Annotated in this window: 14 protein-coding genes; 2 read left to right on the top strand and 12 right to left on the bottom strand. The window is 63.3% G+C overall.

Annotation, left to right across the window (positions count from 1 at the left end; all coding sequences use genetic code 11):
• Window positions 1–10 precede the first annotated feature (10 nt).
• The 3 genes from hrpB to QRN04_RS03650 all read right to left on the bottom strand — a co-directional run bounded on the left by hrpB (window position 11) and on the right by QRN04_RS03650 (window position 4,781).
• Window positions 11–2,575 carry an ATP-dependent helicase HrpB gene (gene hrpB / locus QRN04_RS03640; protein ID WP_284974875.1) on the bottom strand — a complete coding sequence of 855 codons (2,565 nt, stop codon included), beginning with the start codon at window positions 2,573–2,575 and terminating at the stop codon, window positions 11–13.
• A 100-nt stretch (window positions 2,576–2,675) separates the two neighbouring features.
• Window positions 2,676–3,719 (bottom strand): NAD(P)-dependent alcohol dehydrogenase, encoded by a 1,044-nt coding sequence (locus tag QRN04_RS03645; protein WP_284974787.1) that lies wholly within the window; start codon window positions 3,717–3,719, stop codon window positions 2,676–2,678.
• Between the two features lie 126 nt (window positions 3,720–3,845).
• The gene (locus QRN04_RS03650) at window positions 3,846–4,781 is read right to left on the bottom strand and encodes a 5'-3' exonuclease (protein WP_284974788.1); all 936 of its coding nucleotides are present in this window, start codon (window positions 4,779–4,781) and stop codon (window positions 3,846–3,848) included.
• 193 nt (window positions 4,782–4,974) lie between these two features.
• On the opposite strand from QRN04_RS03650, the gene QRN04_RS03655 reads away from it, so the two are divergent.
• Window positions 4,975–6,888: an FAD-binding monooxygenase gene (locus tag QRN04_RS03655; RefSeq protein ID WP_284974789.1), complete on the top strand. Its 1,914-nt coding sequence runs from the start codon at window positions 4,975–4,977 to the stop codon at window positions 6,886–6,888.
• A gap of 12 nt (window positions 6,889–6,900) precedes the next feature.
• Here QRN04_RS03655 and QRN04_RS03660 read toward each other — a convergent pair whose 3' ends face one another.
• The 7 genes from QRN04_RS03660 to QRN04_RS03685 all read right to left on the bottom strand — a co-directional run bounded on the left by QRN04_RS03660 (window position 6,901) and on the right by QRN04_RS03685 (window position 12,898).
• Window positions 6,901–7,254: a TraR/DksA family transcriptional regulator gene (locus QRN04_RS03660; RefSeq protein ID WP_284974790.1), complete on the bottom strand. Its 354-nt coding sequence runs from the start codon at window positions 7,252–7,254 to the stop codon at window positions 6,901–6,903.
• 84 nt (window positions 7,255–7,338) lie between these two features.
• Window positions 7,339–9,285, bottom strand: a complete 1,947-nt coding sequence (locus tag QRN04_RS03665) for a sigma-70 family RNA polymerase sigma factor (RefSeq protein WP_350224905.1) — start codon at window positions 9,283–9,285, stop codon at window positions 7,339–7,341.
• Between the two features lie 163 nt (window positions 9,286–9,448).
• The gene (locus QRN04_RS03670; RefSeq protein WP_284974792.1) at window positions 9,449–10,054 is read right to left on the bottom strand and encodes an RNA polymerase sigma factor; all 606 of its coding nucleotides are present in this window, start codon (window positions 10,052–10,054) and stop codon (window positions 9,449–9,451) included.
• A 478-nt stretch (window positions 10,055–10,532) separates the two neighbouring features.
• Window positions 10,533–10,907 carry a hypothetical protein gene (locus QRN04_RS03675; RefSeq protein ID WP_284974793.1) on the bottom strand — a complete coding sequence of 125 codons (375 nt, stop codon included), beginning with the start codon at window positions 10,905–10,907 and terminating at the stop codon, window positions 10,533–10,535.
• Window positions 10,908–11,230: 323 nt separating this feature from the next.
• Complete coding sequence (locus QRN04_RS18105) at window positions 11,231–11,575, bottom strand: phosphotransferase (protein WP_350224906.1); 345 nt, start codon at window positions 11,573–11,575, stop codon at window positions 11,231–11,233.
• 23 nt (window positions 11,576–11,598) lie between these two features.
• The gene (locus tag QRN04_RS18110) at window positions 11,599–12,099 is read right to left on the bottom strand and encodes a phosphotransferase (protein WP_350224907.1); all 501 of its coding nucleotides are present in this window, start codon (window positions 12,097–12,099) and stop codon (window positions 11,599–11,601) included.
• A gap of 40 nt (window positions 12,100–12,139) precedes the next feature.
• Entirely contained in the window at window positions 12,140–12,898 is a 759-nt protein-coding gene (locus tag QRN04_RS03685) for a phosphotransferase (RefSeq protein ID WP_284974794.1), read from the bottom strand.
• A gap of 126 nt (window positions 12,899–13,024) precedes the next feature.
• Here QRN04_RS03685 and arfB point away from each other — a divergent pair, with 126 nt between their 5' ends.
• On the top strand, window positions 13,025–13,453 hold the full coding sequence (arfB, locus tag QRN04_RS03690; protein WP_284974795.1) for an alternative ribosome rescue aminoacyl-tRNA hydrolase ArfB: 429 nt from the start codon (window positions 13,025–13,027) through the stop codon (window positions 13,451–13,453).
• A 21-nt stretch (window positions 13,454–13,474) separates the two neighbouring features.
• Here arfB and QRN04_RS03695 read toward each other — a convergent pair whose 3' ends face one another.
• Entirely contained in the window at window positions 13,475–14,638 is a 1,164-nt protein-coding gene (locus QRN04_RS03695) for an ABC transporter ATP-binding protein (RefSeq protein WP_284974796.1), read from the bottom strand.
• Window positions 14,635–16,134 (bottom strand): ABC transporter permease, encoded by a 1,500-nt coding sequence (locus tag QRN04_RS03700; RefSeq protein WP_502868756.1) that lies wholly within the window; start codon window positions 16,132–16,134, stop codon window positions 14,635–14,637. Before QRN04_RS03700 ends, QRN04_RS03695 begins: the two co-directional genes overlap by 4 nt.
• Between the last annotated feature and the right edge of the window lie 93 nt (window positions 16,135–16,227).

Raw genomic sequence — 16,227 nt, forward strand, 5'->3', positions numbered from 1 at the left:
ATGCTCACCGTTACATCCGTTTCTTAGTCCGGGCGGTAGGTGGAACGGACCACGGATCCTCGGGCCAGGGATGCTTGGGGTAACGCCCACGCATCTCGGCCCGGACCTGTGCGTACGGCCCTGACCAGAAAGATTCGAGATCGTCCGTGACAGCCAGGGGCCGACCCGCTGGCGATAACAAATGGAACAGCACAGGAACCCTACCGTCCACCAAGCGTGGCGTGCGGTCCCAGCCGAAGCATTCCTGCAGCTTGACCGCCAGGACCGGGCGTCCGGCGTCGTCGTCCACGTCCGGATACTGGACCCGCACCAGGGAGCCGCTCGGCACCTCAAGCCGCTCGGGCACAAACTCCCCCACGCGCGCCGCTTCAGGCCACGGAAGCAATCTCCTGAGCGGCTCATGAAGATCCACCGTGCGGACAGGGCTACCTGTCGCCATGGACTCCATCTCGGGCGCCAGCCAGAGGTCCAAGCAGGCAAGAAGTGCCGTGTCTGTGACATCGGGCCACGGCGTCCCCAGCACACGGTGCAGGAGTGCAAGGCGCCGACGCAATGAGTCAGCTGCGCTCGACCAGCCGATCAGGGATAAACCCGCCCCCAGCAAGGCGTCCGCGACCGCCTTCCGCCCCGCTTCCGCGCTGGGGCGGACCGGCGTGGACGATAGTACGATCGCGCCAAGGCTGCGCTCCGCCCTTGCCGTTACGCGGCCTTCCGCGAACGTCGTCCGCGTATTCTCGGTCACCAAAGCGGACGCCGCAGCCTCCGCCAACGCAGGAGACAACGGAGCCGCCGCCCTGATCACCGCGCCCGTGCCGGCAGCTGCCCGGCCGTGGGCGCGCGACACCTCAGCAACGGCGAGCCATTCGTGGCCGGACAACGGACTTCCCATCGGCAATCCGGCACGCGTGCCCGATGACATGAGGTACGTCCCGGAGTTCTTCCCCGGGACACGCTGGGCTACCCGATCCGGAAAGGCGAGGGCGACAACGAATCCCAGCGCCTGCTGCGTACTGACGCTCACGTCGGGCAGGGAATCCGCCACGACGGCCGCCTCCCTGCGGGCAATTGATTCCAGCCGCTGGACGTCCTCCCGAAATCGCCGCGAGGCCGGCTCAGAACCGGAACGAAGCGCGGCAAGTAATTGCGTCAAATCGGCTGAGGGTGCCCGCATGTCGCCTGCCACCAGGGCCACGGCTTCTGCGGCTGCCCGATGGCCGACGATCGCGGACCCGCCCAGCAATGCGCGCGCGAGCCGGGGGTCGGCGGGAACGCGAGCCAAGACTTTGCCGAGGGAAGTGGCTGCTGCCTCTCCCGTCACCGCGCCCAGCTCGCGCAGCACTGTCATGGCTTCCTCCATGGCGGGGTGGGGCGGCGGGTCCGGGAGGTCCAGGCCACGCCCCTCCGGGGCACCCCAGCATGCCAGCACCAAGGCGGCACCCGTCAGGTCGGCGACCGTGATTTCCGGTGTTGTATGCGCCGGTGCAGCTGCGAACGCTTGGGGATCGTAGCAACGAATGACCGTACCTGGTCCTTGTCGTGCAGCACGGCCGGCGCGTTGCTCAGCCGAAGCCCGTGAGCAGGACACAGTCACAAGGCCCGACATCCCACGCCCGCGGTCGCGGCGTGGCTCCCTGGACAGCCCGGAATCGATAACCAACCGCACGCCGGGAACCGTGAGGGATGACTCCGCCAAAGCGGTGGAGACGATGATCCGTGGCGGGCCCCCAGGCTCCCTCCCGGACACCGCACGGTCCTGTGCTTCAGGGCCGATCTGGCCGTGTAACTCCAGAACCTCAACAGTCCCGGCCAGGCGGGAGCGCAACCGGGACGCGACGTCGGACACCTCTCGCGCGCCAGGAAGAAAGACCAAAGCGTCGACGTCGGGCTGCGCCCCGAGAACCTCCGCATGGGCGCTGGCCGCCGTATCGGCAACGTGGTGGAGGAAGGCACCGGAAACCCCGCGCTCGTTAAGCCGGTGTTCCCTCGCTGGCGCCCACCGGACCTCCAAGGAGTGCAGGGCCGAACGGCAGTCAACAACAGGAGCGTGCCCCAGCAACGCCGCGAACCGCTGAGCATCGAGGGTTGCCGACATGGCCACGAGGATAAGGTCTTCCCGCAACGCCCGGACTTCGCCGAGCATGCCGACGAGGAGATCAGAGTCCAGGCTGCGCTCATGGACCTCGTCCAGCACCACCGCATGGATGCCCTCCAGGCCCGGATCGGTGAGCAGGCGCTGGATCAGGATGCCGGGGGTCATGAACTCCACCAGGGTGTTGGTGCTGGTTTTGCTCTCACCGCGGAGCGTGTAACCCACCCGGTCGCCCAGGCGCGTACCATCCAGCGAAGCTAACCGCCGGGCCGCCGAGCGAACCGCAACGCGCCGGGGTTGGGTAACGACGACGCGGGGCCGGTCGCTCTTGCTGGCCCACATGAGGTTTGCCAGCAGCGGGGGCACCAGCGTTGTCTTCCCGCTGCCGGGCGGAGCCTGGACCACCGCCGCACCCCCGCCGCCCTGTTCCCCCAGTGCGGCAGCGAGCCGGTCAAGGGACTCCGCGAAAGCCAGACCCGCGCTCATGTCGGCCAGTTGGAATGTCACCGGTCCATCCTCTCAAAGAGCGACGCCCCCTCCACCGCGTGGAAGGGGCGTCGCGAATGTTGATGGTGTGATGGGACGATCAGCCGATGGTTGCGGTGTCGATCACGAAGCGGTACCTGACGTCGGATGCCAGGACACGCTCATAGGCTTCATTGATCTTGCTGGCGGGGATGACCTCGATTTCGGCGCCGAGGCCATGCTCGGCACAGAAGTTCAACATCTCCTGCGTTTCGGGGATCCCGCCAATCATGGACCCCGCAAACCGGCGACGCCCGCCGATCAGGGCAAAGGCCTGGACGGGCAGCGGCTCGGCCGGCGCCCCGACGTTGACAAGAGTGCCATTGAGGGTCAGCAACTGAAGGTAGGCGCTGATGTCAATGGAGGCACTGACGGTGTTGACGATGAGATCGAAGGTGCCTGCAAGTTCCTCGAACGTGGCTGGATCGCTGGTGGCGTAGTAGTGGTCGGCGCCCAGCTTGAGGCCGTCTTCCATCTTCTTGAGTGACTGCGAAAGGACAGTCACCTCGGCACCCATGGCGTGGGCGATCTTGACGCCCATATGGCCGAGGCCGCCAAGGCCCACGATGGCGACCTTCTTGCCCGGACCCGCACCCCAGTGATGCAGCGGGGAGAAGGTGGTGATGCCCGCGCAGAGCAGGGGCGCTGCGACGTCGAGCTCCAGCGCATCCGGGATGGAGACAACGAAATCTTCGTTCACCACGATGTCCGTGGAGTAACCGCCTTGGGTGATGGTGCCGTCCCGGTCAACCGCACCGTAGGTGCCCACGTTGCCGTTCAAGCAGTATTGCTCCTCGCCGGCAAGGCAGTTCTTGCACTCCTTGCATGAGTTGACCATGCAGCCGACGCCGACGCGATCGCCGACTTTGTGCTTGGTAACCTCCGAACCAACCTCGGTGACGATTCCTGCGATCTCGTGTCCCGGCACCAGCGGGTACTGCTGGGGGCCCCAGTCACCGCGGACAGTGTGGATGTCTGAGTGGCAAATCCCGGCAAACTTGATGTCGATGTGGACATCGTGGGGTCCTACGTCCCGGCGCTCGATGGTGGTGAGGGTCAGGTCGCCCGTGGCCGAGGGTGAAGCAAATGCGGAAGCGGTAGACATGTTTCTCCTGCGAGTCTGGCTTGAGTGGACATATCCATCTAACACTCTTTGCCTGAGAGTAGGCAGATACTGCTGGAGGGTGTACTGGCAGGGCCCCCTTCAGGTCCTTCGTCCTCCCCCTGCCAATTACCGCTGTGCGTCGAAAGCCTCAAGCAACCGCTTCACGGAGCCGCCCAGATTCCATTCCGAGGCGAGCCCCTCAAGTTCACGCCGTGCCTCGCCGGTGATGGGAGCGAGTTCGGCATGCACCTCCTCAAGCGCGGGAACCGTCAGGTCACGCGCCACCCTCACGACGGCGGGGGCCACTTTGAGGTATTCCGCCGCCGCCGCCAACTTGGCGCCGACGGTAGCTGACACCCCACCGTCGGGGTCCTGTGCGGCCTCCAGTAGGGCCTGAAGGGAACCGTAGCGTCCCAGCAGCGACGACGCGGTCTTTTCACCAATGCCTGCGACTCCCGGCAGTCCGTCGGAAGCATCGCCGCGGAGAGTCGCGAAGTCCGCGTATTGCTGCGGCAGGACATGGTACTTGCCCACCACCACAACGTCCGTGACCATTTCCAGGTTCTTCATGCCCCGTGCTGTGTAGATGACCCTGACGCCCCGGTCATCGTCCACCAGTTGGAAGAGGTCACGGTCCCCGGTGACGACGTCGGTGGGCATGGTGGCATGGCTGGTGTAGGTGCCCGCGACGTCATCTGCCTCGTAGCCGTCCACTCCCACCACGGCGATGCCCGCGAGCCCGAGGACCCGACGGATCAGCGGAATCTGTGCCTCCAGGGGATCCGGCACGACTTCCAGGTCCGGGCCATCGGCGACAATCTCCGCCACGCGATGGGATTTGTAGCTCGGGATCAGGTCCACGCGCCATTGTGGCCGCCAGTCATTGTCCCAGCAGGCCACCAAGTGTGTGGCTCCATATTCCGTAGTGAGCCGGGCGATCATGTCCAGAAGTCCGCGGACGGCGTTGACCGGTGTTCCGTCGGAGCGGCGGATGGTATCGGGCACGCCGTAGAAGGCGCGGAAATACAGGGAGGCTGTGTCCAGGAGCATCAGGCGGGCCATACCTGATCCTGACACGGGACGGGCAAGTTATGGAGAAAGCACGCAGGGGCCGGGCCAGTGCAAAAGAATTTGCCCAACGTTGTGACCAAGGTTACCATTGAACGAGCGATAATCGAACAGCAAGTTCTATTATCGAACACGGAACCAGCCGGTGGCCAAGAACAGCCGGCACACAAAGAAGTGAGGAAAGCCCGTGCAGTTCCACCATCACGGTTACGTTTCAGGTGACCCGCGCATCGAGCCGGCTGCCGGCGTCGGAATCAATCGGCCCGGTGATCTTCCCGATGAAGTAGATGTGCTGATCGTGGGCACAGGGCCGGCAGGCATGTTGACCGCTGCACAGCTGTCCCAGTTTCCGGACGTCACCACCCGCATCATCGAACGCCGCCCAGGCCGGCTGGCAATCGGCCAGGCGGACGGTATCCAGGCGCGGAGCGTGGAAACATTCCAGGCATTCGGGTTCGCGGAGCGCATCATTGCCGAGGCCTACCGGATCACCGAGATGGCTTTCTGGAAGCCGGACCCGGCGGACCATTCACGCATTGTCCGGGCGGCCCGCGCAGTGGACGACCCCGCGGGGATCAGTGAGTTTCCGCATCTGATCGTTAATCAGGCACGCGTTTTGGACTACTTCGCCGAAGTCATGGCCAACTCCCCCACCCGGATGACTCCGGACTACGGATACGAATTCCAGGGCCTTGAGGTCACCGGCGAGGGTCAGTACCCGGTCACCGTGACGCTGGGCCATACCTCAGGTCCCCACGAAGGGGCCGACCGCATCATCAAGGCCAAGTATGTGGTGGGTGCAGATGGTGCGCGGAGCAAGGTCCGGCACGCCATCGGCTGCACGCTCGCCGGAGACCAGGCCAACCACGCCTGGGGCGTCATGGACGTCCTGGCCACCACCGATTTCCCGGACATTCGGCTTAAATGTGCCATCCAGTCCGGCGCCGGCGGAAGTATCCTCCTGATTCCCCGCGAGGGCGGGCACCTCTTCCGCATGTATGTGGACCTGGGAGAGGTCAATCCCAACGACAACGGGGAAGTCCGGAAGACCACCATCGAGCAAATCATCCAGAAGGCCAACGCCATCATCCACCCCTACACCTTGGATGTGCGCAACGTGGCTTGGCACAGCGTGTACGAGGTGGGCCACCGCCTCACGGACAGGTTCGACGACGTCCTGCCGCAGGAACGCGGTCAACGGACACCACGGGTATTCATTACCGGGGATGCCTGCCACACGCACAGCGCGAAAGCCGGCCAGGGCATGAATGTCTCCATGCAGGACGGGTTCAACATCGGCTGGAAACTGGGGCACGTCCTGGAAGGACGCAGCCCGGAGAGCCTGCTGGATACGTACTCCGCCGAGCGGCAGGTGGTCGCCAAGAACCTCATTGATTTCGATAAACAGTGGTCCACCCTCATGGCGAAAAAACCCGAAGAGTTCGAAGACCCCACGGAGTTGGAGAACTTCTACACCCGCACTGCAGAGTTCCCTGCCGGGTTCATGACGCAGTATGCGCCCTCCATGCTCATTGCCGAGCCCAAGTACCAGGAACTCGCGGCAGGATTCCCGTTGGGCAAACGATTCAAGTCAGCACCTGTGCTGCGTGTCTGCGACACCAACCCCATGCAGCTCGGCCACCATGCTAAGGCCGATGGGCGCTGGCGCATCTACGTGTTCGCTGACGCTGCCCCTGCCGGAGCGCCCGGACCTGTTGCGGACTTCGCCGAGTGGATCGCGAACTCGCCGGACTCGCCGGTGGTTGGAACGCCGTCGGACCTGGACCGCGATGCGTGGTTCGATGTGAAGGTGATTTACCAGCAGGACCACACGGCTGTTGACATCAACGCCGTCCCTGCCGCCTTCAAGCCCACCGTCGGACCTTTCAAGCTCACGTACTTGGAAAAGGTTTTCGGCACCGACCCCACCAACGACATTTTCGACCAGCGCGGCCTCAGCCGCGACGGCGTCGTGGTTGTGGTGCGCCCTGACCAGTACGTTGCAAACATCCTGCCGCTGGACGCAACAGCAGAACTGGGTCAATTCTTCGCCGCGTTGCATTCCGGACACCGGGACAGCGTCCTTCCCTCGCCGGCCTGAGCCTCGCCCGGGTCAGGCGCGTCCGGAAGCGTGCGCCACACAAAACGGAGTCCACGGCCGGGCTTCCAGGCGCCCCTCCGGAATTGCTGCGCCGCACACGCTGCACACTCCATAGGTTCCTTCCGAGATCCGGTTTAACGCCGCTTCTATCTGCGCCAGGCCCGCGCGGCTTTGCGCCAGGAGGGCGGAGGCTTGGGAGAGCTCGAAGGCGATCGTGCTGCCTTCCGGATCATGCTCGTCATCGACGTTGGAGTCTTGCCGGGCCACGTTAACAGAGGTTATGTCCGTCTGCAGGTCCTGGAGGAGACTGAGTTTTCGTGCGCGCTCCTGCTCAAGGAGGGTTCGGAACCGCGAAGTGTCCATCATGCTCAGCACCATATCCTGCTGTACCTGCTGAGGCTTGGGAGGCAACTATATACGGCTCCTTTGTCATGGGAGAATTCCCTCATTTTAGAAGGTGTTGCTGAATGTGGCTGTTTGGAGTCCGGTGCCGCTGAACTGGTAGGTGAGGGTAGCTGTTTGGCTGGTCGCTTTTTGTGTGATGGTGAGCGCGAACGTCAGGCTGTGGGGATCCAGCGTGGTGCTGGTGCAGTGGAATTGCCTGATACCCAGGTTGGTCTGCTTGCAGGTCCAACCGGGAGGTTCAATGAGTTTGCCGGGGATCATGTCGGCGTTTTCTGAGATGGTGAAGATCGCTTCGGCTGATGCCGGGACGGTCCCTTCGGGGAGGCTGAAAGTGATGGTGGCGTTGGTTTCTACCGCCGTCGTGCCGGCCCCGGTGTTGAAAGTCGCTGTGGCTTGGGCCGACGCTGGCGGTGTCGCGGTGGAGGTCGGGGCCGGTGTCGGCACGGGCGCCGCCGCCGTTGAGGGGGTTGGAAGCATTGTTGTCGTGGTTTTCGGGACCGTAGGGGGTAACGGTGGCAGGGTGATAGGCAGGGTAGGAATTGCCGTCGCCGGGACCGGGTTGGCCTTCGCGGCAGGAAGCTGTGCCGGTTTGGATACGTTCGGGAAGGCTGGGGGTTGTCCTTTTGTGGTCTTAGGAAGGGCGAAGGCCGGTAGGCCCCGGGGCGGGGTATGGGTTGCCGGGGCGAAGGGCGACGGTTGTTCTGTGGAGCGCGGAGCGGGGCTGTTCAATGCTTTTGCCGGAACGGCGGCCGACGGCGCAGAAGCCAGCGCGCCGTCGGAAGCGGTTACTGTGGCCGTTGGCGAACCCGTCTTGCTTGCTCCTGTCATCCCCATCGCAACGGCCGCGCCGGCAGTAACTGCTACCGCTGTCAGGACTCCAACACCTATTTTGGCCGGCATCGATTTCAGCACACCGTGAATACCTGTAACGGGTGTTCCGGTCGTTGCAGCTGTCAGTGCCGGAATGGCTGGTGTGAAGGCGACGCCGGCTATCAGTGGGAAGATTACCGCCCGCATGGCCCCCTGGACATCGTCGAGTTCCAGCAACACGGCTGTGCATTTAGGGCAATCTTCAAGGTGTGTCTGGATCCTCTCCCGCAGACGGCTTCTCAGGCCGCCACGGGCAAAGGCGCCCAACTGGGAAGCATATTCCTCGCAACTGTCCCCACTTGCTGTGTTGATGTGGTTTTGAAGATAAATCTGGCGAAGGCGTTCGCGTGCCCGGATAGCCAGTGACGATACACCGTTTGGGCTAAGGCCCAGCATTGCGGAGGCATCTGCCGGCTTCATTCCCTCGATGTCCACGTACCAGAGAACTGCTTGCCACCGCTCGGGCAGGGCTTTGAATGCCTGCGCTACCGTTGTGGACTCAAATTCAGCCAGGACCGGATCGTGTGGACCTTCAACAGAGTCGATGACATACGATTCGGCCGTGGGCCGTATCCGGGAGCCTGCTTGATTCGCTTTGTAAGCAACACGGCGGACCGTTGTCAACAGGTAAGCACGGAAAAACGTGTCAGGGCCCTTACCTGCTGCCAGAGACTGGTACACAGAGGTGAACGCATCAGCAACGACGTCGTCAACGTCAGCACGATTGTCGAGTTGGGCGGCCGCCATCTTTTGTGCCATCTCACGGTGGCGTTCAAACAAGACTCCGAAGGCTTCTCCATCACCGGAACGCACCCGTGAAATGAGGTCCGCGTCGCTATCGGACGGGGACCTCGGGTGGCCGGCATGGTGACCTCGAAACGGCCGTGTGCTATGGCTTCCGCTGCTTGTCGGCGGAGCTGTTGCGGTCATACTGATACCTGCCTGGGAAGCGGTAAAACTTCGACAACCCGCATCCTCCCGGCACGCGACCGCGGACCCGCGCTGCTGCAGGCCCCACGCAGCCGCCGCTTCCATGGACTGCGCTCGACAACAAGGATACGGTCCGAACCGAAAAGAGAAAATACTCTCGGTTCCGGAATCCGGCCGGGTCGGCCATCGCATCACTTTCTCCGGGCCCCGCGAAGGACCCTGGTAACCGTGCGGATGACCGCCGTGAGCAGAAGTGCCGCCAGTGCTGCGACGCCGACTACAGCGGCCCCGATACACCAAATCACGATGGTCAATCCGAATACAAGCAAAGGTGAGTTGATCAAAAGTCCCGCCTTCACGTCCGGTTGAGGTTGGACAGTGTTTCTTGCCGGTGGCAGGCTATGCGGAGCCCGTTCCTGGCGCGGCGGAGCAGCGCGGATGCCGCGTTGGGGCTCATGCCCATCAGTGGACCCACGATCCTCGGTGGTTGCTCAAGCACATCCATGCACCACAGCACTCTCTGCCAGTGCGCCGGCAGGGTGTTAAACGCCGCGATCACACGGTTGTGCTCGTCCCGGTCCAAGATACGATCGAACCCAGGTTCGCTGACCGGATCAGGAGCGAAAGAATCCACCGGTTGCTCTCTTATTTTCTTGCTCCACCAAACTGATGCCGTCGACCGCACGGCGGTGTGCAGATAAGCCAGAAAATTATCCGTGGGTCCGCGCCCGTTCAGGACGGCGCTGAGTGTATTCGTAAAAGCCTCATGCATGACATCGGCCGCATCATGTTCGTTGTGCACTAACGACCGGGCAAAGCCCAACGCCTTGCCCTGATACCTGACGTACAGGGCAGCGACAGCATCCGAATCGCCCGAGCGGGTAGCCAAAAGAAGCTCCGCGTCACTTCCCGCCACCGTGTCCGAGCACGCCCAACCCCCACGTCGCCCCGTTGCACCCACCAGGATTCCTGCCCGTCGTCAAAAAGTGTGAGAACTGCCAATGAGCTGTCCCCGATGCGTACCAGTAACCGACAAGACAAAATCGTGACGGGAAAACCCAAGAATTCGACATTGTTCGCCGGTCCCGTGCAGGGAAGGTAGCCATCAGGGAGGTGTCCTGGACATCCCGCACCTGCAGGTAGGGGCAAAGCGTCACGAAAGTCCCCTCACGGGGTTAAGCCTTTGTCATGGCTTGGTACCGGGCCCGCGCCCGATTCGGCCGAGCCATGAAACCGTGCCGCTTCGCGTCCCCCCGATTCGATACAGCGGCGCGGCAGCACCAATGGGGCCGGCCGGTTTAGGGACGCTGGCTGGCCCCACCTGCATAGCACCGGGCAGGGAACCGGCAAAGAGTGGGCAATCGCACGGTCCCGGGTCCGTCACGATTCACCGTGTCAACGGTTATAGGGATATGAGAAGGGCACAGCGCCGCTCCAACTCAATCATCGACCGCCCAACGGCAACGGTCGGAGGCACTGAGTTGGCCGAACTCGCAATCCGCTGGAATGAATACCGTTTTCTTGCCGATCCGGTAAACAGTCCGGTAGACCCCATCGCCGCACTTCACAGCATTGGCGCCGTCCTGACAGCCGTCGCTGCTGTCATCACCACATCCCAGGCGTTCCCGGTCACGAGCGAACACGCGGTCCCCGTCCAGAACGATCCAACGCCGCCAAACCTCGACGACGGGAGAAAACAGCCAGGTCGACACGGGTTTCTGACCACATCCTGCCGCACCGCCATCGATGCTGTCGTGGATCAGGTCCTGTGCGAAAACCTCCAGGACTTCATGAGTCTGGGGATGTTCAGCCATCTCATTTCAGTCTCTACAGAAACCAGGGGCACGCAGTTGCAAAGAGTTGTCCTCGACTACCTCCGATACGTTTTGAGTGAGGAACTCATGGTCGTCGGGAACGTGCAACACCTTAGTCTCATACCCTGGCCGTGTTCGGCTGACCAGGCCGTAGAACGAATCCGCACCTTGATGGACGCGCAAGCCAGTACGGACTATCAGGACCTAAGTGACCTCTGCTGGCTAAAAAACACGCCACTAGGCGATCACAGGGCCAAAACGCTGAAGCCCTAACCGCAGCCGGATCACCCGCGCTGGGGCCTGCCGATCTCACCGAAGCCCTCCTACCGTGACACCCGGTGCCCACGCAAGGGATCCCTGCCATTGGAGTTGGCAAGGCCGAGCAGGGCCTTCCACAGTGCCCAGCCCCGGGCTCGGGCCCACATCCCGTCATCCTGAGCGACTGTCTGTCGGAATGCCTCCCGGCTTTGTCCAGTGAACATCGTCGATGCGATGACGAGATCGCAGGCCGGATCGCCGACTCCGGAGGTTCCGAAGTCGATCACGGCCGTAAGGGCACCCTCGGCCTCGAGCAGGTTTCCCGAGGCAACGTCGCCGTGGAACCACACGGGGTCCCCGGCCCAGTTGGCCTCGAGCGCCGCGTCCCAGACTGCCGAGGCCCCGACCATGTCGAGGCGGCCCTCTAGCGCTCTTAGGCAGCGGCGGGTTTCGTCGTCGCAGTGGGAGGGGGGGTGCCACGGAACCAACTGTGCTCGCCGGCCTCGCGCGCGCCGGCCGCGTTGCAGGCCTGCAAGGCACGCAGGAAGTCGGCAACAGCTACGGCTAACCCTAATCGATCCCTGACGTGCCCGCAGGCGGCTGCTTCGCCGTCGATCCAGGTCCGGACTGACCAAGGCAACGGATAGTCTTCATCTGGGTCTCCCACCGCTAGGACCGTCGGGACCGCCACTGGCAGATGCGGCGCCAGTCGCGGAAGCCAATAGCTCTCCTTCGCCACTGCGGGAGCGTATCCGGGAGCCGTGGGCAGGCGCACCGACATCCTCTCCCCGAGTCGGTAGGTCCGGTTGTCCCACCCCTCGAACTCCACGGGCATAACCGGAAGGTCAGCCCACTGCGGGAATTGCTCAGCAATGAGCCGCCCCACGAGTGGGGTATCGATTCCTGCCCGCCCGTCCTTGCGTTGAGAGACCACGGGATAATGATCCCCTATTGGCTCTCCGATAGGGGATCCGTCAGCGCGGGGATGTGAGAAGCGCTTTCGACCAAAGACCCTGATGATGCTGTGCGTAACGCGTTGCAGCTCTCCAGTGGTCCCCGTGGCCTTCGATATACATCGAACCCCACGGTTTAATTCGCGAGGCGTGGGAAGACTTTAGGAGGTGATACATTGCGGCGGCGCGCTGAGACATGGCTTCCGGAAGTTCTCCCCGCATCTGCCGATCCGCGTCGTAGCCAGCAATAAAGGCCGTCAGGTTCTGCGCGGCTTCCTCCGGCGCCTGGTTCGTGTCCGAGAGCGTGAATGCCTGAGCGGCGTAGGCCAGGTCCCACAGTCGCGTGCTGGGCGCGGCTGCGTCCCAATCGATAAACGTCCAACGATCACCGATGATGAGGTTCCATGGCGCCAGGTCGTTATGGCAGATCAACTGTTCGCCCGGTGACGGGATCGCTACGGTCCACCGCGCGTCACGCGGGGGAACGAATGACTCGCTCGCGTCGTGGATGGCGCGGACCATCGCTCCGACACGGTGAAGTTCCGAATGAGTGAGTGGCTCTGATTCGAGCGCGAGCCGGCCCGGAACGAACTCGGTTATTTGCCGACCCTGCTCATCCTGGCCCAAGACGGCTGGCACGTCGACGCCGGCGTTCCGCACAGCTGTCATGAATTCGAAGACGCTCGGTGTCGAGTCCATCCACGGCTTGCGGACAGTCGATCCAATGCGCACGACACCGCTGCTGACATTGCCACCTTCGAGTAACTGCTCGGCATCCATTACTCGATACTAGTTCCGCCCGTAAGCGGGTCGTTCAGCGTGCATCCCATCTGATCCCTGCTGCACGCATTCAGCGGCTGCACCACGGCATCGCTGTGCCCGGCCATCTCATGCGACGCTTGTCGGATGGACCTGGAGATTCTGGAGATTTCACCGACGCTGAGCATTCCCGCGTCCGAACTGATGTGGCGGTTCTCGCGTTCATCCGGACCGGGGGGTCAGCATGTGAATACCTCGGACAGCCGTGTGGAGCTCCTGTGGAACGTGGCCGATTCGGCATCTCTAACGGACCATCAACGGCAAATCCTGCTTCAGCGCCTCGGATCACGGCTTATCGGCGGGATACTTGCCGTCACGGCTTCAGAGCAACGATCGCAGTTACGCAATCGGGAGATCGCCCTGGACAAGCTGGCCCGCCTCGTTGCCGCCGCACTTGCACCGGAACCGGTGCGACGGCCCTCCAGGCCCACCCGCGGTTCGTTACGCCGGCACCGAGCGGCCAAAGAGCACAGGTCCGCGACCAAACAGCAACGACGACGCCCTGCCGCCGAGTAGCGCTGCACGCACGGGCTCAGCCTATTCTCCGTGCGGAAAAGCCACGCCTTCGCCGACCACCCGTAGGCACAGTTCGGTGCCGGGACGGGTGATGGAAGCATTCCAATGCCGGATAGTGATGATCTCCCCGCCGCCTGGGTACCGGTGGCTGGAGCCAGGTTCCGCTGTGGCTGCGGCGTTTTCGCCAAGCTTGATCCGGACCGTTGTTTCGGGTCCGAAATAGTCTGTATCCACTACCACGCCCCTGATGGGTCCATCGGGTGCGATGCGGATCTGTTCCGGGCGGAGCATGAGCTGGACTTTCCCTTGGGCCGGGGGCCTGCGAACGGGAATGCCGCCCAACGAGCACGTGGCAAGTGAGCCTTCCATCCAGGCTTCCAAGATCACGGCATCGCCGAGGAATTCGGCGGTGGCCCGGTCTGCCGGGCGCGTGTAGACCACGAAAGGGTTGCCGATCTGGGCGAGCTTACCGCCTCGCATGATCGCAACCTGATCGGCAAATGACAATGCTTCCGCCTGGTCATGGGTCACCAAGATGGTTGTCACGCCTGCCGCGTTCAACACCTTGGCCACAGCCCTGCGCGTAGCCACCCGCAGGCCGGCATCGAGGGCGGAAAACGGTTCGTCCAGGAGCATCAGTTCAGGTTCGCGGGCCAACGCCCGGGCCAATGCGACGCGTTGCTGCTGCCCGCCGGACAGTTGATGCGGACGCCGCGTGGCCATGGCACCGTCCAAGGACACCATGTGGAGCAACTCCTCGACGCGGGCAGCGACCGCCCGCCGTCCGCCGTCGAGCCTGGCCGGGTTCAAGCCGAAAGCCACGTTCTGCCCCACAGTGAGGTGCGGGAAAAGTGCTCCGTCCTGGGCGACGTACCCCACGTGCCTCTTGTGGGCAGGAACCCAGATGCCGTCTCCGGCAACGGGCGAGCCACCTAGGCTGATGGAACCCGTCCCGGGATGTTCAAAACCGGCTATGAGCCTCAACAGGGTGGTCTTCCCAGAGCCGGAAGGACCGACGATGGCCGTGGTCCCACCCCTGGCCACGGACAGGTTAACGCCCTTCAACACGGCTTGGGAGCCGAAGTCCTTGGTGACCTCGGAGATGTCCAAGTGAGCGTTGGTGGTGGGGGCCACCGACGGCGAAACGCGGGGGGCCGGAAGCCTGGAGGGGATTTGTTCGGTCACTGTCCGGCCACTTTCTTGGACTGTTGGAAGAGCAGGTAGGTCATGGGGGCTGAGAGGAGGATCATCAGCAGGGCGTAAGGGGCAGCACCTGTGTAGTCGATCTCGCTGCTTTTGCTCCAGAACTGGGTGGCAAGCGTGCGCGTACCATTTGGCGAAAGGAGCAAGGTGGCGGTCAGTTCGTTGACGATGGCGAGGAACACCAGTGCCGCGCCCCCTGCTGCCGCGGGTGCGGTGAGTCGTAACGTGACCCGGAAAAACGAGACGAGCGGGGGGCGGCCAAGGGATTGCGCGGCCTCATCAAGCTCCTTGGGCGCCTGGGCCAGTCCGGAACGGATATTCACCAAGGCCCGCGGCAAGAAAAGCAGCACGTAAGCGGCGATCAAAACACCTGCCGTCTGGTACAAACCGGGAACCACCCGGATACTCACGGTGACAAAGGCCAGCCCGACGACGATGCCCGGCAGTGAGCTGGTCACATAGTTGGACAACTCGAGCATCTTGCTGAACCAGCTCGGGTGCCGCACAGCCAAATAGGCCATGGGGAATGCCACCACGGTGGTGACGGCAGCGCCGAATGCGCCATACAGCAGGGTCTGTAGCAAGGCCGGAAGGAGTTCCTCTGCCGCCCACACACCGGGTCCTCCCATGATGACCCAGCGCACAACGAAGAAGACCGGGAGGCCGAACGCCAGAGCCGTCAGGGCCAGCAGTCCAAGCTGCGCCGGGATCTGGTAGCCCCTCAAGGACAAGCGCAACGCCTTTGCTTGGGCGCCGGAGCCGATACGCGCGTACCGGGCATTACCGCGGCTCTTCACCTCGCCAAGGAGCAATAGCAAACAAAGCAGTACAAGGACGCTGGCCAACATGTTGCCGGCGGCACCGTTGAACGTGGACTGGAACTGAACCATGATCGCCGTCGTGAAGGTATCAAAGCGGATCATGGCGAACGCGCCGTACTCCGCCAGGAGGTGCAGGCCCACCAGCAGGGCTCCACCGGACATGGCGATGCGCAGCTGTGGGAGAACCACCTTGAAGAAGACCGCCCAGGGACCCAAGCCCAAGGACGCCGCTGACTGTTCGATGGCCGGGTCGAGGCGGCCAAGTGTGGCCGCGGCGGGAATGTAGACCAGCGGGAAGTACGACAGCGTGGCGATGAGCACGCCGGACCACAGCCCTTCCAGGGAAGGAACTGCGGAGACCCATGCGTAGCTGTTAACAAACGCGGGTATTGCCAGTGGAGCGGCCAGCGCCACCGCCCACCATCGATGACCCTTCAAATGTGTCCGCTCCACCAACCACGCGCCGCCCACACCAAGCACCAGGCAAAGCGGCACGGTCACAACGGTTAGGAGCACCGTATTGGCCAAGAGTTCGCCCACCCGCGGCCGGACAATAAGTCCGACGGCGGTGTCCCAACCCGTGGCGACGGTCATGTAAACCACGTAGCCAAGGGGAAGGAGGGAGAAGAGGGCAATCAGGACTGCCAACAGGGAGATGGTGGAAACACCGAGCGGCAGGCGAGGGCGGGTGCCCTTGTCTGCCGTGGTGCTTGCCGGGCCCGTACGGCCGGCAACGACGTGCTTGGTGGT

Origin of the sequence: Arthrobacter sp. efr-133-TYG-104 (assembly GCF_030208915.1) — a bacterium.
Lineage (GTDB): Bacteria > Actinomycetota > Actinomycetes > Actinomycetales > Micrococcaceae > Arthrobacter.